Below are 25,940 nucleotides of genomic sequence, written 5' to 3'. Positions count from 1 at the left end.
CGCTTTGGGAGTGACAATGACCGATCGTATCGCCTGCCCGACCCTGCGTTCACATATCACCGACGCCGATACCGCCGCCGCCCTGATCCGCCCCGGCGAGACGATGGCAACGAGCGGCTTCACCGGCTCGGGCTATCCCAAGGCCGTGCCGCAGGCGCTGGCGCGGCGGATGGCGGCCGATCACGCCGCCGGGCGGCCGTTTCGCGTCAATCTGTGGACCGGCGCCTCGACCGGGCCGGAGCTGGACGGTGCGCTGGCCGCGGTCGACGGCATCGCGCAGCGCCTGCCCTATAGCGGCGATCCGGTCGCGCGCGAGAAGATCAATCGCGGCGAGATCGACTATCTCGACATGCATCTCAGCCAGGTCGCGCCGATGGCGTGGGAAGGTGTGCTCGGCACGCTCGACACCGCGATCATCGAGGTATCGGGAATCCGCGCGGACGGGTCGCTGATCCCCTCCTCCTCGGTCGGCAACAACAAGACCTGGGCGGATCGGGCCAAGCGCGTCATCCTGGAGGTCAATCGCTGGCAGGATGCGGCACTGGAGGGGATGCACGACATCTATTACGGCACCCGCCTGCCGCCCGATCGCGTGCCGATCCCGCTGGTCCGCCCCGACGATCGTATCGGCACGCCCTATCTCGCCTGCGATCCGAACAAGATCGTCGCCATTGTCGAGACGGACGCGCCCGACCGCAACCTGCCCTTCGCCGCGCCGGACGAAACCGCGCGCGCCATCGCCGGGCATATCATCGAGTTCCTGACCCATGAGGTCTCACGCGGCCGCCTGCCGCCGGCGCTGCTGCCGATCCAGTCGGGGGTGGGCAATATCGCCAATGCCGTCCTGTCGGGCCTGATCGACGCGCCGTTCGATCCGATGACCGCCTATACCGAGGTGATCCAGGACGGGATGCTCGACCTGCTCGATTCGGGCAAGCTGCGCATGGCCTCCGCCACCGCCTTTTCGCTCAGCCCACAGGCCGCGGCACGGCTCAACGCCGAGATGACCCGCTATCGCGAGCGCATGATCCTGCGGCCGCAGGAAATCAGCAACCATCCCGAACTGGTCCGCCGCCTGGGGTGCATCGCGATGAACGGGCTGATCGAGGCGGACATTTACGGCAACGTCAACTCGACGCTGGTGATGGGATCGCGCATCCAGAACGGCATCGGCGGATCGGGCGATTTCGCGCGCAATGCCTATGTCTCGATCTTCATGACTCCCTCGACCGCCAAGGGCGGCAAGATCTCTGCCATCGTGCCGCAGGCCTCGCATGTCGATCACATCATGCAGGATGTGCAGGTGATCGTCACCGAACAGGGGCTGGCCGATCTGCGCAGCCTGTCCCCGCGACAGCGGGCAAGGGCCGTAATCGACCGCTGTGCGCATCCCGATTATCGCCCGATGCTCACCGACTATGCCATGCGCGCCCAAGGCGGCTCCTATGGCCTCCATGCCCCCTCGCTGCCGGCGGAGGCGTTGTCGTGGCATCGTCGCTTCATGGAAACGGGAACGATGCTGCCGTCCTGAGCGCACGTGACGAGCAGGCCCTGACGATGCGGATCAGGCGCGGGCCAGACGGACCGGGATCACGCGCCTGCGCCACCGTCATCCGCGCGCAGGCCCCATTGGTCATAGCGATAGGCGCGGCCGCCCAGGTGGAACCGGCGATCGTCCAGCCGCACCGGCTGCTCGGTCGCCGCCACGCCGCGCGTCATCCAGCCGGGCATGGCGAACCGGCCGACCGTGCCGCCGAACGGCCCGGCCAGTGGCGGATCGACATCGACCAGCAGGTCGCGCGCGCCCAGCCGGGTGACCAACGCCTCGCTAGCCTCGGTAAAGACCAGTTCCGAAAAGGGACGCGACAGGTCGAGCGCGACGGTCGCCGCCTGCTGGCCATCCTTGTGAAGGCCACCGGCCAGCGTGTTCGCATGATTGGTCCATTCGACACCGAGTTCCCCCGCCAGGGCCGCCAGCGACTCCCCGTGGACCGCGCCTTCGACCAGCCGTCGATTGTCTCGGGGGATCGCGATGATCGGTGCCCCCTCCAGCAGGCGCAGCGTCGCTTCGATCTGGAGCAGGTCGGGATAGACATTGCCCAGCCCGTGCCGCGTACCGCCATATTTCCCCAGCAGCGGGGTCAGGTCGCGCTCGGCCGGGTGCAGCACGACGACATGCGCCTGGGCAAAAGCCCCGCGATCGTCCCGCCGGTGGCGATGCAGCCGCCCGATCCGCTGGAGCAGCACGTCCATCGGCGCAAGATCGGTGATGAGCAGATCGGCATCGATGTCGAGCGACTGCTCCAGCGTCTGCGTCCCCACCAGGATGCGCCCGCCGCCCGTCCGACGCTTGCCGAACTGCATCTCCACCGCACGGTCCAGACGCCGCCGGTCCTCGGGCGCGAAGCGGCCATGGTGCAGTGTCGCCACCTCACCCACCCGAAAGCAGAGCTCGGGAGCGAGCGCCGCCACGGCCTCCGCCACCGCCACCGCGCCGCCGACGCTGTTGCGCACCACCAGCACCGCCGCCCCCGCCCGCGCGGCCGCCACGGCGCGCGCGGCGATCGCATCCGCGTCGTGGATCAGCCCCGCCGTCTCCACCGCGACCCGCTTGCCGCCCGTCTCCGCGCCGGTGGCGGGTCGCGGGGCCGCATCCGTGCCCGACAGCGCCGGATAGGGCTGCGCCTCCGCCTCGACTCGCGAAAGCGCAGGGTGGCCAAGCAGCCGGGACCGCGCCTGCGCGCCCAGCGTCGCCGACAGCAGCAGCGCCCGCCCGCCGACCGCGACATGCTGGACCAGCAGCCGTTCGAGCAGCCCGGTCATATAGGCATCGGACGAATGCACCTCATCGACGACCAGCAGGCTGCGCGCCAGCACCCCGGCGCGGAACAATGCATGCTTGACCGGCAACACGCCCAGCAACGCCTGGTCGATCGTCCCCACCGCCACCCGTGCCGCCAGGAAACGGTTCGCCCGTTCCGCCGCCCAGCGCGCATCCTCCGCCCCGCCGGGCTCGCCACCATCCCAGCGCACGGCATAGCCCGGCAGCGCCTGCCCATCGGCCTCCCCCGCGCGGAGATAGCCGGGGACGGCCAGCACCGCTTCGGGTGCCCCGCTACCCCAGACCCGGCCCAGCATGGCATTGACCCGCCCGTGCAACTGGACCGCCGCCGAGCGGGTGGGCAGCGCGAAGAACAGCCCGTCGACCTCGCCGCGCGCGCGAAGCGCCAGCCAGCGCCACAACGCCGCCTCGGTCTTGCCCGATCCGGTTTCCGCCTCGATCAGCGCGATCGGGCCCAGGTCCTCGGCGGCGGCCTCTGTCTGAAAGCCGTGCGGGGCATGGTCCAGCGCGGCCGCGAAATCGACCGGCGGTGTCGCCAGCGGAACCAGGCCACGCACCGTCGCTGCTTCACGGGCCTGGGACAGGCGCCAGGCATCACGCGCCGCGCCATGGCCCCCCGCCACCGGAAAGCGCCGCGTGTCCGACCCCAGCCAGTCGGCGAGCGTCACCAACCCCGCGAACAACGCCACGAAACGCGGCGCATCGGGAAGCCCCGGCCCGGTTTCCCATGCCAGGGGCCAGCGCCCCCGAAGCGCGGCAAGCAGGGCCGTGACATCCGCCTTGGGGTCATGGCCGCCAGAGGGTAGCCAGTGTTCGATATGACGGGTCCAGATGTCAGTCTGTTGCCCCGCTGATTTGTGAAACTCGCGCAGCGGCTTGCCGTGATGGGCCATGACGGCGGCGAACAGCTCCACCGCGCCCCATGGGACGATCAGGTCCAGCAGGCTTCGCCCCGCCTCACTCTGACGAAATGGGGGATGGCGCAGCAGCGCCGCGACCGGCCCGGTATGACCGATCCTGGGCCGTTCCGAATCCTTCCTCGCCTGGAAGCCATGATTGGCCTTACCCACGTCATGGAGGGCCGCCAGCACGATCAGTCGCACGATATCCTGGTCCGTCAATGGCCGCCCCGCCGCCGCGGACAGGCTGGCCAGCCAGGCGGGAAGAACCGCCTCCATCGCCGCACCGACATCGAGGCAATGGTCGAGCAACGGCAGGGCGGCGATGATCGCGCCCGACATGTCATGCTCCAGCTTGGCCCATGGCTCCTGTTTCGACATCGCGCTTTTCCCTGTCCCTGTACCGGCTCAGGCTCCCCTGTACCGGCTCAGGCTAGCGCGTCGGGGCAAGTTCGCAACCGAAGGGATTGCGTCGTAATGGATGCAACACCCCCGTCCCCCGATTGGCAGCGCGCGTCCCGCCCCGCATCCTCGCGGGCGGGAGGATCGATCACATCGCATGACCGACACGCGCCGCCATCGCATGTCCCTGTCGCACGGGCCCGGACCGTCGGTCGGCCAGTTCGTGTCGCTGCGGGGCCGGCTCTGGATGGTCGAGGCGCAGCCCGACGGGCCGTTTTCCGGGCATCGACTGGCCTGTATCGACGACGACGCCAATGGCGAGGATGCGCAGATCCTCTGGGGCGCGGAGATCGACGCGCGGCTCCATGACGAGGAAGCCTGGGCGACACTGGGCACCGATGGCGGCGATGCGGCGACCTTCTCCGCCTATCTGCGCACGGTCCGCTGGCGCACCGCGACCGCCGCGGAACGCGACCTGTTCCAGGCGCCGTTCCGCGCGGGCATCCGGCTGGATCCCTATCAGCTGCTTCCCCTGCGAAAGGCGTTGCGCCTGCCGCGTGTCAACCTGCTGATCGCCGACGATGTGGGGCTGGGCAAGACGGTCGAGGCCGGACTGGTCCTGCGCGAACTGCTGCTGCGCCGCCGGGTCGACTATAGCGTCGTGCTGGCCCCGGCGGCGATGACCGGCCAGTGGCGCGACGAACTTCAGACCAAGTTCGGCCTGTCCTTCGAGATCATCGACGCCCGCCATCTGGAGGACCTGCGGCGGCGACGCGGCTATGGCGCCAATCCCTGGGCAGCGGGATCGCGCTTCATCCTGTCCCATCGGTTGCTGGGCGAGGAGAACTATGTCGCGGGGCTACGCGACGTCCTGGAGGACTTTCGCGCCCGCTCGCTGCTGATCCTGGACGAGGCGCATCATGCCGCCCCGGCAGGCGGCGGGCGCTATGCGATCGAAAGCCAGTTCACCCGAAGCCTGCGCGACCTGTCCGATCGGTTCGAGCATCGGCTGTTCCTGTCCGCCACACCGCATAACGGCCACCCCAACAGCTTCGCGACGCTGCTCGAACTGCTCGACCCGCAGCGTTTCACGCGCGGCGTGCCCGTCCGCCCCGCCGATCTGGAGCCGGTGATGGTCCGGCGGCTGAAGAGCGACCTGCGCGCGCTGGGCGAGGCCTTTCCCGAACGTCTGGTCGAGCCGGTCGTCATCGACGCCCTGCCCGAGGACGCCCCCGAACTCATCCTCGCCGGGATGCTGGCCGAGTATCGACGGTTGCGCGAACGGCGGATCGGCGACCTGTCGGGGGCACAGGCGGCCCGCGCGCGACTGGCCTTTGTGGGGTTGCAGCAGCGGCTGCTGTCCTCGATCCCCGCCTTCGCCCAAACGCTGCGCGTGCATATCGCCGGGCTCGACCGGGCGATCGCGGGTGAAGCCGCCACGCCCATGTCCGTCGCCGAGCCCGATGCCCCCGATCGCGCGGAGGATGAGGCGGCAGCAGCCGACCTGCTCGACCGCGCCGATGCCGCCGACACGGAATCGCGCGCCGTGACCGGGGCCATGGGATCGTCCCGTTCGCAGCTCCTGGAGGAACGCGCCCTGGCGGCCGCGATGCTCGATCGCGCCGAGCGGACCCGGACCGCCCCGGATGCGCGGGTGAACTGGATCATCGACTGGGCCCGCGCGAACCTGATCGATGAAAGCGGGGCCTGGCGCGAACGGCGGCTGATCCTGTTCACCGAATATGAGGATACGCGCCGCTGGCTCAAGCGGCAATTGTCGGTCCTGCTCGACCCGGAAGACCCCCATGAGGATCGGCGGATCGACAGCTTCACCGGCATCACCTCGACCGAACGGCGCGACGCGATCAAGCGCGCGTTCAACGATCCCGCCGCGCCCCTGCGCATCCTGATCTGCACCGACGCCGCGCGCGAGGGGATCAACCTTCAGGCGCAATGCCATGACCTGATCCATGTCGACCTGCCTTGGAACCCATCGCGGCTGGAACAGCGCAACGGGCGGATCGACCGCAAGCTGCAACCCAGCCCGACCGTCACCTGCCGCTATTTCGTCTATGCCCAGCGGCCCGAGGACGTCGTGCTCGACGCCCTGGTGCGCAAGACCGAACTGATCCGACGGCAACTGGGCTCTGCGGGCCAGGTGCTGGGGGCACGGATCGCCGATCGCCTGGGCGGCGGCGGGATCGACCGGGCGGCGGCGCGCGATCTGGCGGCGCGGATCGAGGACGAGGAAGCCGATGAACGCGTCCGCGCGGCCATGCGCGACATGGACGATGGGGCAGAGGCACGGATCGCCCGGTTGCGCCGCGAACAGGCCGATCTTGCCGCGACCCTGGAAAAGGCGCGGGCAAGGGTCGGCGTCGATCCGGGCGAATTGCAATCGGTCGTTGGACTGGCATTGGCCCGCGCGGGCGGCGGCTGGACGAACCCGGCGGCGGTCGGCGGCATCCCCGTCTTTGACCTCGACCAGGCGGCCCTGGCGAGCGATCCGAGCTGGCAACCCCTGCTCGACGATCTGCGCGCCCGGCCGCCACGCCCGCAGGAACGCCCCGGCGAATGGCGCATGAGCGCCGATGCCGCCGTCCGGCGGATCAGCTTCGCCCCCGCCATCCTGCCCGATGGGCGCGATGCGGGCGACGTCGTGCAACTGCATCTCGAACATCGGCTGGTGCGCCGACTGCTCGGACGGTTCCTGTCAGCCGGATTCCGCCAGGGGCTGGAGCGCGCCTGCGTCATTCGGACCGCCGCGGTCACCGCCCCGCGCGTCATCCTGCTGGGGCGGCTGGCCCTTTATGGCGAACAGGCGGCCCGGCTGCATGAGGAGGTGCTGAGCGTCGCGGCAGACTGGCGCGATACGCCGCCGCTTCGTCCGTTGGCGGAGGGACGCGAGGCCGAAGCGCGGGTGCTTGACGAACTGATCGAGGCGCTGCGCACCGCCCAGGATGCCGATGCGGATACCGCGAGGGCCGCGACCGCCCATGCCGCGCGCGATGTCGCCGACCTCCGCCCCGCGCTGGAGGAGCGGGCCGCCGCGCGGACCGAGCGGGTCGCCGCCGAACTCACCCGCCGGGCCGCCGCCGAGGCGCGCGGGCTGGAGACGCTGCTCGAGCAGCGGATCGCACGCATCCGCCGCGAGCGGGGCGAGGACGACCGCCAGTTCGCGCTGCTGCTCGATCCCGCCGAGGCGCGGCAGCGCGCCGCCGACCGGCGATCCTGGGACCGCGCCGCAACCCGGCTGGACGACGAACTGATCCGCGAACCCGAACGCCTGCGCGCCGCCGCACGGATCCACGCCACCCGGCTGGAGCCGATCGGCATCGTCTATCTCTGGCCCGCCGCATGAGCGGCCCGATCGTCGGCGGGCGGCATGACTGGATCGGCTATCTCCAGCCGGTGGGCCTGGTCGTCGCCCCCGCCGCCCTGGCCCGGATCGGCCTTTGGCCTACACCCCAGGGCCCCGCCGACAATGACGCCGTAGCCCGCGCATTGGCGGGATTCGCCGATGATCCCTGGCCCTTCTTCCGCGACATACTGGGCTGGCCCGCCGACCGGGTGTCGCGCGGCGACGCGATTCCCGACGGGCTGCGCGTTGCCTTTCCCGAACTGGATACGCTGCTGGAGCCGCACTGGGCCGTCGCCGCCGCCGATGGCTCGACGCAATTGCTGGTGCGGATCGAACGGCCCGGCCTGGTCCTCGACCGGCGCGGCACGCTGTCGGGATGGGAAGCGACCGCGCAGCAGCGGTTCGAGCGGCTGCTGCGCGAAACCGGCGTCTCCGCCGGACTGATCATCGGCGCGCAGGAAACCGGACGATCGGGCGATCAGGCCACCGAACCGGTCTTGCGCCTGGTCGTCGCCCCGCGTGGCGCGGCGTCGGGGCATATGAGCTGGCCGCTGGCCGCGCTGGCCGAAGTCGGCGGTCGCGGGATGCTGGCGGGATTGAAGCTGCTGCTCGACGCCCATGCGCTGTTCAGCGGGCCGCCCTCGCACCGCCTGCCCGCCATCCTCGCCGAAAGCCAGGCCGCGCAGGCCGATGTGTCGAACCATCTGGCGCGACAGGTGATCGCCGGCCTGCACGAATTGCTGCGCGGGCTGGACGCCGCCGACCCTTCCCGTATCCGCGCGTTGGCGACGAACGATCCTGACCATCTCTACAAGGGGCTGCTGACCGTCCTCCTCCGCCTGATCTTCATCCTCTATGCCGAGGATCGCGGGCTGATGCCCTCGGTCGGCGGCGGGATGGCGACGGCGCTCTACGAACAGGGCTATGCCCTGGGCGGACTGCATGTCCGGTTGCGCGACGATGCCGCCCTCTATCCCGATATGATGGACGAGCGGCGCGGCGGTTGGGGCCGGTTGCTGGCGCTGTTCCGGCTGGTCGATCGCGGCCACCCTTCGGGCTTCATGCAGGCCCGTGGCGGGCAATTGTTCGACGAGAGGAGCTTCCCCTTCCTGCTCGGCCGCGACACGCCGGACGACCCCGAACAGGTGTTGCCGGTCGGCGACGGATGCGTGCTGCGCGTGCTCGACAGCCTGTTGATGCTGAAGGGCGAGCGGGTCGCGTACCGCGCGCTCAGCGTCGAGCAGATCGGTTCGGTCTACGAGGCGGTGATGGGCTTCACCGCCCAGTGCGCCCCCGCCACGATGCTGGCGATCCGGGCGGGCAAGGCCAACCGGGTGCCCGTCTGGGTCGACCTGGAAGCCTTGGCGGCGGCCGGAGCGAGCGAGCGCGAAAAGCAGCTCAAGGCCTGGACGGGGCGCGGGGCCTATCCCGCCGCCGTCTCGCGCGCGTTGCGCACCGCGACCGGGGTGGAGGCGGTGGCCGCCGCGCTCTCCCCCATCGCGGACGTTCGCGCCGCCCCGCGCGGGGCACCGGTGGCGGCGGGCACCCCGATCCTGCAACCCACCGACGAACGACGGCGCACCGGCAGCCACTATACCCCATCCACGCTGACCCGTCCGATCGTCGAGCATGCGCTGGCCCCCGCCTTTGCCCGGATCGGCCCGGACGCCGGCCCCAGCGAGGTGCTGGACCTGAAGGTCTGCGATCCCGCCGCCGGATCGGGCGCCTTCCTGGTCGAGGCGTGCCGCCAGCTCGGCGAGCGGCTGGTCGCGGCCTGGGCCCGCTGGCCCGCGCAACGCCCGACCATTCCGGCCGACGAGGACGAACTGCTCCATGCCAAAAGGCTGGTGGCGCAGCATTGCCTGCGCGGGGTGGACCGCAATCCGCTGGCGATCGACCTGGCCAAGCTCTCGCTCTGGCTGGAGACCCTGGCGAGCGCGCATGAGTTCACCTTTCTCGACGCGGTGCTGCGTTGCGGGGACAGCCTGGTCGGGCTGCCCAATCCGAAGATCGTCGCGGTGACATGGGACAAGGTGTCAGGGCAGCACGGCTTTATCGAGGCGATCGTGCGCGAGGGGATCGACGCCGCCGCCCAACTGCGCCGCCTGATGCGCGTCGAGGCGGAGATCGCCTCCTATGCGACGCAGGACCATCGCCACCGGGCCGCCGCCGCCGCGCTGGAGCGGGCACAATGGGTCGCAGACGGTGTGCTCTGGGCCTATTTCACCGGGAGCAGCGCCCGCGACCGCGCAGCCCGGCTGGCGGAGGTGCAGCAATGCGTGCTCGCGCCAACGCCCGAGGGCTGGGCGCGGCTGGCGGCGTGGCGCACCGAATTGCACGGCGACCCGATCGGTATCACGCCGTTCCACTGGGAACTGGAGTTCGAGGACGTCTTCAACCGTCCCAATCCCGGTTTCGACGCGATCATCGGCAACCCGCCCTTCGCGGGCAAGAACACGATCGCGGCCGGGCATAGCGCCGCCTATCCCGATTGGCTGAAGACGCTGCACATGGGCGCCCATGGCAATGCCGATCTGGCGGCGCATTTCTTCCTCCGCGCGTTCAGCCTGTTGCGACAAGGCGGCACGTTCGGCCTGATCGCGACCAACACCATCCGCCAGGGCGATACGCGCGATACCGGGCTGACCCGGATCCTCGCGGACGGCGGCACCATCTTCCGCGCGGTCAGCCGTCACCCATGGGAAGGCGAAGCGGCGGTGGTCGTCGCGCAGGTGTTCGTGCGAAAGGGCGATACGCAGACGCCAGTAATACTGGACGGGCGGCCGGTGCGGCGGATTTCGGCCTATCTGATGGAGGGCGACCTCGACGGATCACCGGCGGCGTTGCGGGAGAATGCGGGCAAGGCGTTCATCGGGTCCTTCCTGCTGGGCATGGGATTCACCTTCGATGATGTGAATGCCGCCAAGGGCAAGGCATCCACGCTCAGTGAGATGCATCGGCTCATTCGCACCGATCCCCGCAATGCCGATCGCATCAAGCCATATCTCGGTGGGGAAGAGATCAACAATTCACCAACATTTTCGCATCACCGCTATACAATCGACTTTTCCGAATTTCCGTTACAGCGCCGTGAAGCCGGCGAAGACTGGTTTCGGCAGTCGGAAGAGACAAGAGCCGCGGAACTGCGGCACGGTGTGGTGGCTTACAATTATCCCTACCCCGTAGCGGCGGACTGGCCGGATCTGCTTTCCGTCGTCACCTCGCGCGTCAAGCCGGAGAGGCTGGCTCAGCGCGATCCCAATGGTCGGCGGCTTTGGTGGCGCTTCCTTCGGTCACGGCAAGAAATGTATCGGACGATACAGCCGCTTCAGCACATTCTGGCCATTAATTGCGGCGCGACACCGCATGTCTGCTTTGCGCGTCGTGGATCAGACGCAGTATTTTCCCACACGACGGCGATCTTCGCTTTCGATACGCACGCAACCTTCGCCACGCTGCAATCCCGTGTGCACGAAGTCTGGGCTCGTTCCTTCGCATCATCCATGAAGGATGACCTCCGCTACACGCCATCCGACTGTTTCGAAACCTTCCCCCTGCCCCCCGGCCATGACGACGCCCCCATGCTCGAAGCCGCGGGCCAAGCCTATCACGATCACCGCGCCGCCCTGATGATCGCGCGGGATCAGGGGATGACGCCGACCTATAACCGCTTCCACCGCGCCGCCGACACCGCCCCCGATATCGCGACGCTGCGTGCGCTCCACCATGCCATGGATCGCGCGGTCCTCGCCGCCTATGGCTGGGACGATCTGGCGAAGGCGGCCGCGCCGGTCTTCCTCGATGCCGAGAGCGAGGACGACCATCGCTATCAGGGTCGGTTGTTCTGGCCCGCCGCCTTTCGCGACGCGGTGCTGGCCCGCCTGCTCAAACTCAACGAGGAACGCGCGACGATGGAGCGGATGCTGTGAACGCGGACGGGGTGCGGGCGGAGATGGTGCGGCGACTGCGGCGCAACCTGATCGGGCCGTGCGAGGCGGAGGACGCCGATCTTGCCGCCGAACGCCTGCCCGCCGGCGAGAGCCCGTCGCGCTGGTATCTGTCGGGCTTCATCGCGCCCTCGGGCGAACTGACCATCGAACCCGAGATGGAACCCGACGCCGCGTGGGAGGAGATTGACGGCCTGGTGTCCGATGTCGAGGCGTTCGGGGCGGGCGGTGCGGCGGGTGACAATGACCCGCCCGACGCATCGCCGGCGCGCCGTCGCTTCCTGCCCAGTTCGATCGGGCTGTCGACCATGGTCGACGCGCAGGTCCGAACGCTCGACGTCGCGCTGAGCTGGGGCGATTATGTGCCCGAACCGCCACTGCCCCCCGACATGCTGGAAACCGGCGGCGAGCCCCATGGCACGCCCGTCACCTGGCGGCGGGTGGCGCGGCAGCACGCGGTCACGCTGTCGCTGCCCTCGGCCGATGGGGGGATCGCGCACTGCCCGCTGCCCGGCACCGCCGCCACCGCGCGCCCCGGCGGCGCGCTGGAACTGGCGGTGCGGGCGCGGCCCTTCGCGCTGCGGCTGGCCGATGGGCGGGAGCGCGCGGTTCAGGTCGTCACCGTGTTCCTGGTCAACAAGCGGCTGGAGCCGCCCTCGCATTACCGGGACCTCGCTTATGCCTATCAGGTGCGACTGTCGCTCGCCTGCGAGAGCGGCTTTTTCGCGCAGCATGACCTGTCGCGGATCGCGCGCGACGATTGGGACGACCAGCTGGCCGACCTTCATTATCGCGACAGCGCCGCCTATGCCGCCGGGCTGGGCTGTGCCACGGAGCATGTCGTCGATGAGGACGGCGTCGTGCGGTGCGTCCACACCACCCACCTGCCCCGTGCCGCCGTCGAGCGGACCGTCGCGGCTCCCGTGCCGGATGTCTGCTTCGGCATGGACCGGCTGGCCGGGCTGGCGCGCGACGACGGCACGGGCCTGCGCAGCGCGCTGGCCCCGCTGGTCGCCCATTATGACCGCTGGACCGCCGCGCAGCGTTCGGCCTGTGCCGCGCCCGATGTCGCGGACGCCGCCCAGCGCGTCCGCACCGCCGAAGCGCTGATCGCCGCGCAGGAGGAGGCGCGGGAACGGATCGCGGCGGGCATCGCGCTGCTGGCCGAGGACGCGCGGGTGCGCACCGCATTCGAGATCGCCAACCGCGCCGTCGCCGACGCCACCCGCGCCCGGCGTCCGACCGACACGACGCCCGCCTGGCGCCCTTTCCAGCTTGCCTTCATCCTCCTGAACCTGTCGGGCATGGCCGATCGCCGCCACCCGGATCGCGACATCGCCGACCTGCTGTTCTTCCCCACCGGCGGCGGCAAGACCGAGGCGTATCTGGGCCTCGCCGCCTTCACCATCGCGCTGCGACGACTGGGGGCGAGCGGGCTGCTGGGCGCGGGCGTCTCGGTCATCATGCGCTATACGCTGCGGCTGCTGACGCTCGACCAGCTCGGGCGGGCAGCGGGGCTGGTCTGCGCGCTGGAGTTGCTGCGCGAGGGCCCCGACCATCGCGACGAGGCGGGGCGGCCCCTGCTCGGTGACTGGCCGATCGAGATCGGGCTGTGGGTCGGCTCCGACGCGAGTCCCAATCGGCTGGGCCGTCGAGGGGACAGGGCCGACGGCACCGCCGTCAAGCGCGTCCGCGCCTATACCAGCGGCCGCGATTCGCGCGCGCCCGCCCCGATCAAGGCCTGTCCCTGGTGCGGCACCGCCTTCACCCCGCAGAGCTTCACCTGCGTCCCCAATGCGGATGCGCCGACCAATCTGGAGTTGCGCTGCGTCAACCTGACCTGCCCCTTCACGGGCGACCGCGCGCTGCCGGTGGTGACGGTGGACGAGGCCATTTATCGCCGCCTCCCCGCCTTTCTGATCGCCACGGTCGACAAGTTCGCCAGCCTGCCCTGGAACGGCCCGGCCGGCGCGTTCTTCGGTCATGTCGACCGCGCCGACGCAATCGGCTTCTATGGCGCGGCGGAGCCGGGCATGGGCCGTTCGCTGGGCAATGGCCACCGGCTCGATCCGCCCGATCTGATCGTGCAGGACGAACTTCACCTCATCTCCGGTCCGCTCGGCACCGTCGCCGGACTGTACGAGGCGGCGATCGACAGGCTGGCGACCCGCGAAGTCGATGGACAGCGGGTGCGGCCCAAGATCATCGCCTCCACCGCCACCGTCCGCCGCGCGCATGACCAGATCCGCGCGCTGTTCGACCGGGACGAGACACGCATCTTCCCACCACCGGGGCTCGACCGCCGCAACAGCTTCTTCGCGCGGACCCAGGCCGAGAACGCGACCGATCCCGCCCGCTGGTATGTCGGGCTGGCGGCGGCGGGGCGTGGGCCGAAGCTGGTGTTCCTCCAGGCGCTCGTTGCGCTGCTCGGCGCGGCCCAGGCCCTGGCGGACGACGGCGACGAGGCCGACGCCTATCGCACCGCGCTCTGCTATTTCAACGCGCTGCGCGAACTGGGCGGGGCGCGGCGGATCGTGGAGGACGAGGTCGCCGCACGGCTGGCGCAATACGGCACGCGACGCCGACGACTGGAACCCGCCGACCGGCCGTTCGCCGACCGCCGGCTGGGCGAGCCGGTGGAGCTGACCTCGCGCGTGTCGACCGATCAGGTCGCCGCCGCCAAGAGACGACTGGAGACCGATTTCGACGGCGAGCAGTCGGGAGACATGGCCGTCGACGTGGCCCTGGCGACCAACATGATCTCGGTTGGGCTCGACATCGACCGGCTAGGCCTGATGCTGGTGCAGGGACAGCCCAAGACGGCGGCGGAATATATCCAGGCGACCAGCCGTGTCGGGCGCAATCCGAGCCGCCCCGGACTGGTCATCGTCGTGCTCAACGTCCACCGCCCGCGTGACCGGATGCATTTCGAGCAGTTCGGCCATTTCCACGACACCTTCTACCGCGCGGTCGAGGCGACCAGCGTGACGCCCTGGTCGCCGCGCGCGCTCGATCGGTCGCTGGCGGCGGTGGTGGTGGCGATTGCACGGCATCTCGACCCCGCGCTCACCGCCGCCTCGGCCGTCGATGCGCTGGCGAACCGGCCCGCGACGCGCATGGCGGTCGTCCGGCATCTGGTCGAGCGCGCGCCCGCCGAGATCGCCGGGGGACGCGAGGCACTGGCCGCGCTGATCGAAGGGTTGCTCGACGACTGGATCACAATCGCCGCCGACCAGACCGCCGCCGGTGGCCGCTTCACCTATGAGGATCGCCCGCACCGCCTGCTCCACCCGCCGCTCGATCCCTCGCTCGACCAGCTATCGGCCGGCCACCGTCGCTTCCAGGCCGGATGGAGCATGCGCGACGTTGAGCCCGGCGTCCTCGTCAAGCCGCGCGGGCCCGGTGGCGAACGGGTGAGCGGCGCAGGAGATATGGCATGAGCACCAAGCGCGTCACGCTGCGCCAGTCGCAGCTCATCACCGCCTTCGGCCCCGGTGCGATGGTCGACTTGCCGACCCGGTCGGTGGTCATCGGCGGGTTGGACCTGTGGCATATGCGCGAGCGCGGCAGTTGGCATCCCATCCACGAACCGCGCGCGACGTCGGTGCTGGAAACGCTGCTGCGCGGCAACGGGCGGCTGGCGGACGACGCGCGGCTGTCGCTCCGCACGCCGCCCGCCGATGATGAGGCGCGCACCGGCACCGCCGAGCCGCCGGGGATCGAGGCGCGCATCTTTCCCGCCTGGTTCGTCGCCCGCGACGCCGAGGAGGCGGGCGAATGGCGCCGCCGTCGGCTGGTCCGCTGGCGCGACCTCGATCCGCGCGGGCGGGCCGATTTCATCGACGATGACGGCCGCCGCATCGCGGTGACGCCGATCCGCTTCGTCGCCGGGTGCCGCAAGGGGCATTTGCAGGACATCCACTGGCCCCAGGTCGTCCATATCGGCATGGAGGGGCGCTGCACCCAGCCGCTATGGCTGGAGGAGCGCGGCACATCGGGCGACCCGGCATCGACCCGTGTCGTCTGCGGCTGCGGTGCCGCGCTTTCGCTGCGCGATGCCCAGGCCACCGGCCTGCTCGGTCCCTGTCGTGGCCAGCGCCCCTGGCTGCGCACCCCGGAGCCGGGCGCGTGCGGCGAACAGCTTCGCTTCCTCACCCGCACCGCCACCAACGCCTATTTCCCGCAAGTCCTGACCGTCATCTCGCTGCCTGCCGCCGAGGACGAACTGTCGCGGCTGGTGGAGGCGCATATGGACGCGATCGACTGGGTGACGACCGAGGCGGAGATGGCGATCGCCCGCCGTTCCAACCCCTCGCTGCGCGCCGCCCTGTCGGGATGGAGCGACGCCGAGATCGTCGCGCGGATCGCGCAGCTCCGCCATGCCGGGCATCAGACGCTGGCCAAGGCCCCCAAGGTCGCCGAGTTCGACCTGCTCGCCTCCGGCCTGGCGCAGATCGGCGCGGACACGCCCGATGCCCGGCTGCACGCCCGCACCCTGACCCGCGCCGAGTGGGACGGCGAACGCGCACGGCTGGCCCCGATCGCCTCGGCGGTGGCGGTGCACCGGCTGCGCGAGGTGGCCTGCCTCTATGGCTTCACCCGGTTCGAGGCCGCGCCGACCGCGATCGACGGGGATCTGGAGGAACTCTATCTGGCGGTCGAGGGCGCGGCGCTGGCGACCGAGCTGGAATGGCTGCCCGCCGTCGAGCATCGCGGAGAGGGCATCTTCCTGCGCTTCGACGCGCAGGTGATCCGCGCCTGGCTGTCGCGCCCGGCCGTGATGGCGCAGGGCGAGGCGTTGCTGCGCGGATGGGAACGGTGGCGCGCGGACCAATATTATGGCGACCGCCTGCGCTTTCCGGGACTGGCCTATTACGCGATGCACGGCTTCTCTCATGCGCTGATGAACGAGATCGCGCTCGATTGCGGCTATCCCGCGACCGCGCTCAAGGAACGGCTCTATGCCATCGTCGATGACGAGGGGGAGCGGTTCGGCCTGCTCCTCTACACCGCGTCGAGCGGATCGCAGGGCACGCTGGGCGGCCTGGTCGCCGTGCTGCCCCGGCTGGGGGCGATCGCCGAACGGGCGCTGGACCGTCTGGCATTGTGCAGCGGCGACCCCATCTGTGCCGAGCATGATCCCGATACCCATGCCGACGAACGCGCCCTGAGCGGCGCGGCCTGCCATAGCTGCCTGCTGGTCGCGGAGACGAGTTGCGAGGCACGCAATCTGTATCTCGACCGCGCGCTGACCGCTCAGACGGTGCTGGCGGGCGGGACCGGGTTGTTTGAGTAACAATCGCGAAAGGGCAAATGTCGCCAAATCAATATTCAAATCGGATGCAATCGATCCGGGAAGCCTCGAAATATTTGCCCTGCAGGTGCCTCGTCGCCGATTGACGTCGTGCAAGAAGCCAAGTTTATTGATGGTCATGGGAGGTGGTGCATGATCGAATGGCGGGACGAGCGAAACCGCGATCATTCCAGCGACCTGTTCGCGACCTTTGCGGCGTTGGCGCGGGGTGAGGCGTGGAGCTTCCCGGCGCTGCGGCCGCATCAGCGGGAGCCGTGGCACGCCTTTACCGTGCAGCTTGCCGCCTTGGCGCTGATCCGGTCGGGGCTCGATGCGTTGCCCGACAGCGAGGCTGCATGGCGCGACCTGCTGATCGGCCTGACGCCCGACCATCCCGGTGGCGAGGCATGGGAGTTGGTGGTCGAGGACTGGTCGAAGCCCGCCCTGCTGCAACCCCCCATCGTCGCCGCGACCGACCGGGCCGCGTATAAGAACCGGCTGGCGACGCCCGATGCGCTCGACATGCTGGTGACCGCCAAGAATCACGACGTGAAGCCCGAACGGATGATCGGCGCGAGCGATCAGGACTGGCTGTTCGCGCTGGTCACGCTCCAGACGACCGAGGGGTTCCTGGGGGCCGGCAATTATGGCGTGTCGCGGATGAATGGCGGCTTTGCGAGCCGCATGACACTGGGCGTGCGGCCCGGCGGGGGCGCGGCTCCGGCGTTTCGGCGCGACGTCCTGCGGCTTGTCGAGGATGCCCGCGCCCGGCCGGACCGGCGCGGCGGGACGGCCTTGCTGTGGACCGTGCCCTGGGATGGCACCGCGTCGCTCAATTACGGAGAACTGGACGAACTCTATGTGGAGGTCTGTCGCCGGGTCCGGTTGCAACGCACCATGGCCGGCGCGATCGAAGCGTGCACGGCGGGATCGAAATGCGCACGGGTCGCCGCCGCCGACCTGAAGGGCATCACGCGCGATCCATGGGCGCCGGTCAAGGCCGATGGGTCGTCGAGCCATACACCGACCGGAGCGGGGTTCGGCTACCGCCAGATGGCGACCCTGCTCGACCCGGCCAAGATCGTCCGCCCTTTGCTGGCGGAACCGCGCGAGACGGACGAGCGCGAGGGACTGTCGATCGTCGCCGCCGCGCTGGTGCGCGGACAGGGCAAGACGGAGGGGCTGCATCGCCGCCATGTCCGCGTCAGCCGATGGGAGACGATCGGCGCCTATGAAGAGGCCCCGCTCGACCGGATCGGCGCGGTCGCCGGAGAGCGGGCGCGGGAAGCGGGCGAAGCGGGCAAGCGGCTGCGCCGTGCGCTGATCTCGCTCGTCCAGGGCGGCCCGGACAAGGCGCGGTTCGACGACGATCCCGCCAGGAAGAAGACGGATCGCTGGCTCGACCGGTTCGACCATGTGGTCGACGCCGAATTCTTCGACGCGCCCTTCTGGGCCGAGGCGGCGGGGGATGCGGGCAATCACCGGCTGGCCTGGCGCGCCCGGCTGCGCGCGATCGCGGGCGAAGTGTTTGAAGACGCCGCCGACGCCGCGCCGCGCACCGAGGTCCGGCGCATCCGCGCCCGCGCGCGGGCACGCTCTTTTCTGGATGGGCAGATGGGGAAATGGATGAACGAGGTGCAGCATGCCGAGTGACGCGCGCCCGGAGGCCTCGCCGGAGGCCAAGCCCGAACGCAAGCATCCGGTCGATTCGATCGCGGGACAGATCGCGTATCTGTCGACCGGCCAGCGCGCGCAGTTGCGCCGCCTGTACCTGACCGGCCGCCATGAAGCGGACGGGATCGTCATCGAGATGATGCACCGTGCGGGCATCACCATCCCGATCGTGCCGGAGAAGTTCGCGCCCTGGCGGCTGTTCGCCCATTGTGCCGCACTGCTGTCGGGCACGGGCGGGGTTCAGCCCCATGCCGCCGGACGGAGGCTGGGCAGCGCGCTGCACGAGATCGGCCTGTCCGAAAACCGGCTGATGCGCCTGACCTCGGCGCGCGGGGACGCGCTGGCCGCACAGGCCATTCGCGCGATACGGATGCTTGCTCAGCGCGGCCAGGCGCCGGTCAATCTGCGGACGCTGTTCGACCTGATCGGCCTTGATCCGGGCCAGGCCGAGGCCGCGCGCATCCGCATCGCCCAGGACTATTATGCCGCCAAAGCGCGGTCCGACGAGGGGACTTCGAGTGACGACTGAAACGACCGGCGACGTGGTGCCCAGGTTCATCCAGATCCATTTCCTCGCCGCCTGGCCGGGCGCGCTGCTGAACCGCGATGATGCCGGGCTCGCCAAGCGCCTGCCCTTCGGCAACGCGACGCGGACGCGGATCTCTTCGCAATGCCTGAAACGCCACTGGCGGATGGCCGATGACCGCCACGGCCTGCATGAACTGGCCAGACAGGCCGGGGTGGAGGGGCTTCGGTCCAAGATCGTGATCGAACGCGAGGTGACGGGGCCGCTACGCGCGCGGTTCGACGCGGATATGGTCGATGCGGTCGAGGACGCCTTCCTCGCCAAATTCTATGGCAAGAACGCCAAGGACAAGCAGCAACGCCAGGCGCTGTTGTTCGGCCGCCCGGAGATCAACTGGCTCCGCGAAGAGGCGGAACGGCTGTTGTCGGAGAGCGGCAGCGCCGCGGGTATCAAGGCGGCGGCGGACATCTGGGTCAAGGAGCAGAAGAACAATCTCAACCAGTTGCGCGACCAGAATGTGCTGGCCGCCTCGCTGGAGGCCGCACTGTTCGGGCGGATGGTGACCAGCGACACCCGCGCCAATCGTGACGCCGCGATCCATGTCGCCCATGCCTTCACCGTGCATGAGGAACAGGCCGAACTGGATTATTTCACCGTCGTCGACGATCTGCACGACCGCGAACAGGGCGATGATGCGGGGGCGGCGGGGGTGTTCGACACCGAACTGACCTCGGGCCTCTATTATGGCTATGTCGTGGTCGACATACCGCTGCTGGTGTCCAACCTGACGGGCTGTGCGCGCGCCGACTGGGCGGGCGATCACGACCGGGCGCTCGCCGCGCAGGTGGTCGAGCATCTGATCCATCTGGTCGCGGAGGTCTCACCCGGGGCCAAGAAGGGATCGACCGCGCCCTATAGCCGCGCCGAACTGGTGCTGGTCGAGGCAGGCGACCGCCAGCCGCGCACATTGGCCAATGCATTTCGCGATGCGGTCGCGCTGGCCGACCGGAAGTCCAACCGGTCACTGGGGAACCGCGCGGCGGGCAAGCTGCACGACCATCTGGCCGCGATGGACCGGATGTACGAGACCGGCGAGGTCCGGCGTCACGCCGCCCTGCCCGACCTGGCGCTTCCCGCCATCGCCGATGGATCACTGCGCGAACTCGCCGACTGGGCCGGGTCGCTGGTCCGCGATGCGCGGGCCCGGCCGTGAGGCATTTGCTGCTGGACCTCGACGCGCCGTTGATGAGCTTTGGCGGCGATCTGGTCGATGCCTATGGCGTGGTGCGCGACTTTCCCGCCAAGTCGATGCTGGCGGGCCTGTTCGCCAATGCGCTGGGCTGGGAACGGCATGATGCCGAGGCGCAAGGGGCCTTGCAGGCGCGACTGGCGATCGGATCGGCGCGCATGGTCGAAGGTCAGCGCCAGCGCGAGTTCCAGACCGCAAAGCTGGAAGCCAATGACCGGGGCTGGACCACGCGCGGCCGGGTCGAGGGCCGCGCGGGCGGCGCCGATACCTATAAATCGCCGCATATCCGGTATCGCGACATGGATGCCGATGCGCGCGTGCTGGTCGCGTGTCGATTGGAACGTGCGACGGAAGCCCCCGACCTGGATGCGCTGGCCGCCGCGCTCACCCGGCCCGAACGCCCCCTGTTCATCGGCCGCAAGCCCTTCGTCCCGTCACGCCCCCTGCTGCTCGCCATCGTCGAGGCCGACACCATCCCCGACGCGCTCGTCGCGGGGATGGCGCTGATCGACACGCCGCCCGAAGCGGACACGCCGCGCGCCCAGTGGCCGTTTGACGAGCCGAACGGGGCCGCAATCGTCACCGCCCCGCGCGAAGACGAACTGACCGACGAACGCCACTGGCCCGCCGGGGTCCATGCGGGCCTTCGCCGGGTGATCCACGCCCGGCTGGGCCGGCCGGAGGCGAGCGCGTGACCCTGCATCTCGTCAGGATGGGCGTGAACCCACAGGCGCTGGCAGTCTTTGCGGCAGCGCGACGGCTGGGCGACGATGACGGCGGCTATGCGCTGCACGCCGCGCTGGCGGCGCGCTTCGGCGAGGCGGCACCGCGTCCGTTCCGCTACCTGCCCGAGCATCAGCGCGGCCCCCACCTGCTGGGCTATACGGCCGACCGCTCGATGCTGGAGGAGGCGAGTGCACTCCCCACCGTCGAAGACCTGCTGACCGACCTGTTCGCCGCACCGCAGATTCAGCCGATGCCCCAGACCTGGCGCGGCGGTGCCCGCTACGGCTTCGAGGTCCGGGTGCGCCCCGTGGTCCGTTTCGGCAAGACCGTTCGTGCGGATCGCGCCGAACGCAAGGATGCCTGGCAACCCAAGGCCGGCGAGATCGACGCCTATGTCAGCGCCTGCGAACGTGCCGTCGCGCAAGGCGGTGATGCCAGTTCCGTCGATCGCGAGGCGGTCTATACACAATGGCTCCGGTCGCGGCTGGCCGATGCCGCGACGCTGGACTCCGCCACCCTTCGGCTCTTCCGCCGCGCGCGCACCCGGCGCAGCACCCATGGCGCGGGCAGCGGCCGAACCCATGCGGTCGAAGGCCCCGATGCGGTGATGGCGGGAACGCTGACCATCGCCGATCCCGACGCCTTTGCCACGATCCTGTCGCGCGGGGTCGGGCGCCATGCCGCCTTTGGCTACGGCATGCTGCTGCTCTCCCCGGCGGGGCGCGCCGGCTAGATGCTGTCCGGCCGCCTTGGTCTGGAACGCGCGCGGATCCCGCACGCCGACCGCCAGGGACTGGTATGGCTGGATCGCGGGCGCCTGGAAGTGGAGGATGGCTGCCTGCGCTTCGTGACGGCGGGCGGCGGGGCGCTGGAGGCGGGCGACTATCAAATCCCCTATCACGCCATCTCCATCGTGTTGCTCGGCCCCGGCTCCAGCGTGACGCATGACGCGCTGCGGCTGCTTGCGCGGCATGGCTGCGCCCTGGCGGCGATCGGGGACGGCGCGGTCCGTTTCTATACCGCACCGCCCCTGATGCCCGACAGTTCGGCCCTGGCGCGCGCGCAGGTCCGCCGCTGGGCCGACCCCAAGCAACGCATGGAGACCGCGCGCGCCATGTACGCGATGCGCTTCGGCGAGATCGTGCGGACCCGCGACATCGCCGTGCTGCGCGGGCAGGAGGGGGCCCGGATCAAGCGCGCCTATGTCCTGGCCGCCGAGCGTCACGGCGTCACCTGGAACGGCCGCCGCTATGATCGCGAGAATCCCGAGGCGGGCGATCTGGCGAACCAGGCCATCAACCATGCCGGGTCGGCGATGACCGCGGCGGCCAGCGTCGCGGTGGCGGCGACCGGCGCGATCCCGCAACTGGGCTTCGTCCACGAGGATTCCGGCCAGAGCTTCGTCCTCGATATCGCCGATCTCTATCGCCACGACGTGCTGCTCGACATCGCTTTCGGCGCGGTGCGCGAGGCCCGATCTCGGGGGGCGGCACCGATCGAACGGCTGGTCCGCAAACGCGCAGCCCTGCTGTTCCGGCAACGCGCGGTCATTCCCGGCATGATCGATCGGATCAAGACCTTGTTGATGCCCGGATCGACGCTGGGCGACGGTGCGCCCGGTGCCGGAGGATCCGCCGGGGAACCGGCGAAGGGGGACGGCGACGCATGCCGCTGACCGTGGTGATCACGCGCGACGTCGAGGATCGCTATCGGGGTTTCCTGGGCTCCGCGATGCTCGAGCTGGCACCGGGCGTCTATGCCCAACCGCGCATGAGCGCCGGGGTGCGCGGCCGGATCTGGACCGTGGTCGAGGAATGGCACGCGCGGCTGCGACGGGGCAGCATCGTGATATGCTGGGCCGAACCGGCAGCAGCCGGCGGCTTGGGCCTGATGACGCTGGGCGAACCACCCAAGGACGTCATCGCGCATGACGGCATCCTCCTGGTCCGCCGCGCCCTATCCGCCCGAAACGCCACCGAGCGGCCACCCTGACCGATCATCCTGCGGCGCGTCTTTGACATTGTGAATGAAATCAGTCAGCTAGCCCGCAGAGGCTCCCCCGCGCTCGCGGGGATGGACCCGATACTGAAGCCAGTTGCCCAGATAGCGCTCAGGCTCCCCCGCGCTCGCGGGGATGGACCCCTGCTGACACAACGGAGCAACCGAAATGAATAGGCTCCCCCGCGCTCGCGGGGATGGACCCCATCAGCTACCTCCGCAAGCATGGGTTCCCCAGGCTCCCCCGCGCTCGCGGGGATGGACCCAGCAACCCGGCCGATCTCTTGGATGCCGTCACGGCTCCCCCGCGCTCGCGGGGATGGACCCAAGTATTTCCGGCCGTGCAAGACCGTCAGCCGGGCTCCCCCGCGCTCGCGGGGATGGACCCGCGTCATCGAACAGGAGATGCATCTGTGAACGGGCTCCCCCGCGCTCGCGGGGATGGACCCTGAACCGGGCGATCCGCAAGGCTGAGACGGACGGCTCCCCCGCGCTCGCGGGGATGGACCCAGTTCGCCTGCCCAGTTAGGGAGTTCGACGTTGGCTCCCCCGCGCTCGCGGGGATGGACCCCATCTTGTCGACGCGCTGCGCTATGCGCTGGAGGCTCCCCCGCGCTCGCGGGGATGGACCCAAGACTGCGCTGGCTCAGTACGGGAACGCTGCGGCTCCCCCGCGCTCGCGGGGATGGACCCGATCAGCTCCGGGGGATCAGGAAATGAGGATCGGCTCCCCCGCGCTCGCGGGGATGGACCCTTCATGGGCTATCGCGATCACTTCCTCTGGAAGGCTCCCCCGCGCTCGCGGGGATGGACCCAGATGGAGGCCGGGCTGGCGTCGGGGGGTGACGGCTCCCCCGCGCTCGCGGGGATGGACCCGATCCCGCGCCCTGGACTTCGAGCGCGCCGTCGGCTCCCCCGCGCTCGCGGGGATGGACCCCGTCATCGTCGTTTGGCGGATCAGCGTGTCAGGGCTCCCCCGCGCTCGCGGGGATGGACCCGCGACGATGGTCGGGCTCGGCTTCCGGTTCACGGCTCCCCCGCGCTCGCGGGGATGGACCCGTACCGCTGGAAGATGACGCCCTCCGGTATCCGGCTCCCCCGCGCTCGCGGGGATGGACCGTATGTCGATGCGACCACGGCCTCGCTGTACCAGGCTCCCCCGCGCTCGCGGGGATGGACCCTTCCTGCCGTCGGTTTTTCAGGTCACGGACGGGGCTCCCCCGCGCTCGCGGGGATGGACCCTTCCTGCCGGATCGACCGCGAAGGTTCGATGAGGCTCCCCCGCGCTCGCGGGGATGGACCCCGCCCTGGCGGCGACAGCCGCCGCGCCGACGCGGCTCCCCCGCGCTCGCGGGGATGGACCCGGAAGTCGCTAAGCCGCGCCTCGGTCAACCACGGCTCCCCCGCGCTCGCGGGGATGGACCCGACCACCCGCGCCAATGCGGATAGCGCCATTGGGCTCCCCCGCGCTCGCGGGGATGGACCCATATCGGCGCCAGAGCGCCCTAAGAGCGTCGAGGCTCCCCCGCGCTCGCGGGGATGGACCCCGTGTCGCCGGTGCGGCTGATTTCCCGGACCTGGCTCCCCCGCGCTCGCGGGGATGGACCCGCGGTCGAGCTTCCGGAAGTGGACACCGAACAGGCTCCCCCGCGCTCGCGGGGATGGACCCCACCCGGAGAGGTTGGGATTACCGCGGATGATGGCTCCCCCGCGCTCGCGGGGATGGACCCGCCATCGCGCTCCTCGATGGCGAGGTGTTTCAGGCTCCCCCGCGCTCGCGGGGATGGACCCTTCGCTCTGGTCGGCGATGCGCTTTTCGACAAGGCTCCCCCGCGCTCGCGGGGATGGACCCTTCGACACGTCCACGTCCGTCCGGACATATTCGGCTCCCCCGCGCTCGCGGGGATGGACCGCGTCCTCGCGCCGCTTGCCAAGCTCTATCTCGGGCTCCCCCGCGCTCGCGGGGATGGACCCGTTTCGCTCATTGATGCTGCTGAAAAAGTTAAGGCTCCCCCGCGCTCGCGGGGATGGACCTCGCGTCGGCCAGCTGGTCGGTGATCATCCACGGGCTCCCCCGCGCTCGCGGGGATGGACCCCTGATCCTCGATCGACCGATCGTTCTGGAGCGGGCTCCCCCGCGCTCGCGGGGATGGACCCTGTATTTCGGGGACTGGTCGCAGTTCCTGATCGGCTCCCCCGCGCTCGCGGGGATGGACCCGGATTTCGCGGCCGATGTACTGGACAATCCAGGGCTCCCCCGCGCTCGCGGGGATGGACCTTATCGTAGCCCAGCATGACAATCCGTTCAGCGGGCTCCCCCGCGCTCGCGGGGATGGACCCAGATCCGGCATCCGGTTGTCAGTCCGAAGGTCGGCTCCCCCGCGCTCGCGGGGATGGACCCACCCGGCTCGACGCCGATCCGTCCCTGTAGCCGAGCAAAAATTTCGAGCAAAAATTCAGGCAAACGAGCAATAATTCAGCGCGCCGCTGCCTGAACCTGATCGTGCAAGCGATCGGATCGGTCCCGCGCAGCGGCATAGAGCGCCGCCAACTCGGCCTGATCGCCATCGCCAAGAACAGCCATGAAACCCTCGTACAACCGCATTGCAGCAGGCGTTAAAGCGCCGACGATTTCGATCGCCTTCAGGATCGTCGCCAAGTCCATAGTCAGCATCCTCGCCGAATAAGTAGGGTCGTGATCGCCTCCCGCGCCGTAGCGACCTGGGACAGGAAGACAGAGTCATGATGGTCATAGGCATCTCGCGCCGCCTTGACCTGGCGGAACGCCTGTTGGTCGAGGACGGCGACGCACCGCTTTTGCTGGGCGTTGAGTGCATCGCTATGGATCGCCGCCAGCGCGGCAATCGCCGTCGCCTGATAGGCCAGCTCGATCGACAGCGCGGCCTGTTCATCGGCCAGCCGATCGCGCCGAGTGGTGGCGCATCCTGGCAAGGCGGCGATGCCGATCAGCGCCGCGACCACCATCGCCACCGGCACAGCGAGGAGCAGTCTTTCCATAGCGC

Annotated in this window: 15 protein-coding genes and 1 CRISPR repeat array; of the genes, 12 read left to right on the top strand and 3 right to left on the bottom strand. The window is 69.8% G+C overall.

Annotated features, from left to right (window positions below; translation table 11 throughout):
* Positions 1 to 16 precede the first annotated feature (16 nt).
* On the top strand, positions 17 to 1,531 hold the full coding sequence (locus ABDV78_RS08620; RefSeq protein ID WP_343526976.1) for an acetyl-CoA hydrolase/transferase family protein: 1,515 nt from the start codon (positions 17 to 19) through the stop codon (positions 1,529 to 1,531).
* 59 nt (positions 1,532 to 1,590) lie between these two features.
* Here the strand turns inward: ABDV78_RS08620 and cas3 are convergent, their stop codons facing one another.
* Positions 1,591 to 4,122: a CRISPR-associated helicase Cas3' gene (cas3, locus tag ABDV78_RS08615; protein ID WP_343526975.1), complete on the bottom strand. Its 2,532-nt coding sequence runs from the start codon at positions 4,120 to 4,122 to the stop codon at positions 1,591 to 1,593.
* 178 nt (positions 4,123 to 4,300) lie between these two features.
* Here cas3 and drmD point away from each other — a divergent pair, with 178 nt between their 5' ends.
* From drmD to cas2e, 11 genes are all read left to right on the top strand, one after another.
* Positions 4,301 to 7,504 (top strand): DISARM system SNF2-like helicase DrmD, encoded by a 3,204-nt coding sequence (drmD, locus tag ABDV78_RS08610; protein WP_343526974.1) that lies wholly within the window; start codon positions 4,301 to 4,303, stop codon positions 7,502 to 7,504.
* Positions 7,501 to 11,433 carry a DNA methyltransferase gene (locus ABDV78_RS08605; RefSeq protein WP_343526973.1) on the top strand — a complete coding sequence of 1,311 codons (3,933 nt, stop codon included), beginning with the start codon at positions 7,501 to 7,503 and terminating at the stop codon, positions 11,431 to 11,433. Before drmD ends, ABDV78_RS08605 begins: the two co-directional genes overlap by 4 nt.
* The gene (gene drmA / locus ABDV78_RS08600) at positions 11,430 to 14,891 is read left to right on the top strand and encodes a DISARM system helicase DrmA (RefSeq protein WP_343526972.1); all 3,462 of its coding nucleotides are present in this window, start codon (positions 11,430 to 11,432) and stop codon (positions 14,889 to 14,891) included. Before ABDV78_RS08605 ends, drmA begins: the two co-directional genes overlap by 4 nt.
* Positions 14,888 to 16,747, top strand: coding sequence for a DUF1998 domain-containing protein (locus tag ABDV78_RS08595; protein ID WP_343526971.1), 1,860 nt, complete (start codon positions 14,888 to 14,890; stop codon positions 16,745 to 16,747). The genes drmA and ABDV78_RS08595 overlap by 4 nt, the downstream gene beginning before the upstream one ends.
* A 150-nt stretch (positions 16,748 to 16,897) precedes the next feature.
* Complete coding sequence (gene casA / locus ABDV78_RS08590; RefSeq protein ID WP_343526969.1) at positions 16,898 to 18,397, top strand: type I-E CRISPR-associated protein Cse1/CasA; 1,500 nt, start codon at positions 16,898 to 16,900, stop codon at positions 18,395 to 18,397.
* Positions 18,387 to 18,947, top strand: coding sequence for a type I-E CRISPR-associated protein Cse2/CasB (gene casB, locus ABDV78_RS08585; protein ID WP_343526968.1), 561 nt, complete (start codon positions 18,387 to 18,389; stop codon positions 18,945 to 18,947). The genes casA and casB overlap by 11 nt, the downstream gene beginning before the upstream one ends.
* Entirely contained in the window at positions 18,937 to 20,157 is a 1,221-nt protein-coding gene (cas7e, locus tag ABDV78_RS08580) for a type I-E CRISPR-associated protein Cas7/Cse4/CasC (protein ID WP_343526967.1), read from the top strand. Before casB ends, cas7e begins: the two co-directional genes overlap by 11 nt.
* The gene (gene cas5e, locus ABDV78_RS08575) at positions 20,154 to 20,888 is read left to right on the top strand and encodes a type I-E CRISPR-associated protein Cas5/CasD (RefSeq protein WP_343526965.1); all 735 of its coding nucleotides are present in this window, start codon (positions 20,154 to 20,156) and stop codon (positions 20,886 to 20,888) included. Before cas7e ends, cas5e begins: the two co-directional genes overlap by 4 nt.
* A complete protein-coding gene (locus tag ABDV78_RS08570) occupies positions 20,885 to 21,652 on the top strand; it encodes a type I-E CRISPR-associated protein Cas6/Cse3/CasE (protein WP_343526964.1) in 768 nt (255 codons plus the stop codon). Before cas5e ends, ABDV78_RS08570 begins: the two co-directional genes overlap by 4 nt.
* Positions 21,653 to 22,594 carry a type I-E CRISPR-associated endonuclease Cas1e gene (cas1e, locus tag ABDV78_RS08565; protein ID WP_343526963.1) on the top strand — a complete coding sequence of 314 codons (942 nt, stop codon included), beginning with the start codon at positions 21,653 to 21,655 and terminating at the stop codon, positions 22,592 to 22,594.
* The gene (cas2e, locus tag ABDV78_RS08560; RefSeq protein WP_343526962.1) at positions 22,585 to 22,911 is read left to right on the top strand and encodes a type I-E CRISPR-associated endoribonuclease Cas2e; all 327 of its coding nucleotides are present in this window, start codon (positions 22,585 to 22,587) and stop codon (positions 22,909 to 22,911) included. Before cas1e ends, cas2e begins: the two co-directional genes overlap by 10 nt.
* A 60-nt stretch (positions 22,912 to 22,971) precedes the next feature.
* A CRISPR array of direct repeats spans positions 22,972 to 25,318; the repeat unit is 29 nt; unit sequence GGCTCCCCCGCGCTCGCGGGGATGGACCC.
* A gap of 75 nt (positions 25,319 to 25,393) precedes the next feature.
* Here the strand turns inward: cas2e and ABDV78_RS08555 are convergent.
* On the bottom strand, positions 25,394 to 25,576 hold the full coding sequence (locus ABDV78_RS08555; protein WP_343526961.1) for a hypothetical protein: 183 nt from the start codon (positions 25,574 to 25,576) through the stop codon (positions 25,394 to 25,396).
* Between the two features lie 8 nt (positions 25,577 to 25,584).
* Positions 25,585 to 25,935, bottom strand: a complete 351-nt coding sequence (locus ABDV78_RS08550; protein WP_343526960.1) for a hypothetical protein — start codon at positions 25,933 to 25,935, stop codon at positions 25,585 to 25,587.
* Positions 25,936 to 25,940: the final 5 nt, after the last annotated feature.

Source organism: Sphingomonas sp. (assembly GCF_039594485.1).
Taxonomy (GTDB): Bacteria; Pseudomonadota; Alphaproteobacteria; order Sphingomonadales; family Sphingomonadaceae; genus Sphingomonas.
This window is presented reverse-complemented; position numbering and strand designations above follow the sequence as displayed.

Coding starts and splice junctions, on each gene's coding strand:
- casA (WP_343526969.1), top strand. CDS start 16,898: ATGATCGAATGGCGGGACGAGCGAAACCGCGATCATTCCAGCGACCTG.
- drmD (WP_343526974.1), top strand. CDS start 4,301: ATGACCGACACGCGCCGCCATCGCATGTCCCTGTCGCACGGGCCCGGA.
- cas3 (WP_343526975.1), bottom strand. CDS start 4,122: ATGTCGAAACAGGAGCCATGGGCCAAGCTGGAGCATGACATGTCGGGC.
- ABDV78_RS08595 (WP_343526971.1), top strand. CDS start 14,888: ATGAGCACCAAGCGCGTCACGCTGCGCCAGTCGCAGCTCATCACCGCC.
- ABDV78_RS08605 (WP_343526973.1), top strand. CDS start 7,501: ATGAGCGGCCCGATCGTCGGCGGGCGGCATGACTGGATCGGCTATCTC.
- ABDV78_RS08550 (WP_343526960.1), bottom strand. CDS start 25,935: ATGGAAAGACTGCTCCTCGCTGTGCCGGTGGCGATGGTGGTCGCGGCG.
- casB (WP_343526968.1), top strand. CDS start 18,387: ATGCCGAGTGACGCGCGCCCGGAGGCCTCGCCGGAGGCCAAGCCCGAA.
- cas1e (WP_343526963.1), top strand. CDS start 21,653: ATGCTGTCCGGCCGCCTTGGTCTGGAACGCGCGCGGATCCCGCACGCC.
- ABDV78_RS08620 (WP_343526976.1), top strand. CDS start 17: ATGACCGATCGTATCGCCTGCCCGACCCTGCGTTCACATATCACCGAC.
- cas2e (WP_343526962.1), top strand. CDS start 22,585: ATGCCGCTGACCGTGGTGATCACGCGCGACGTCGAGGATCGCTATCGG.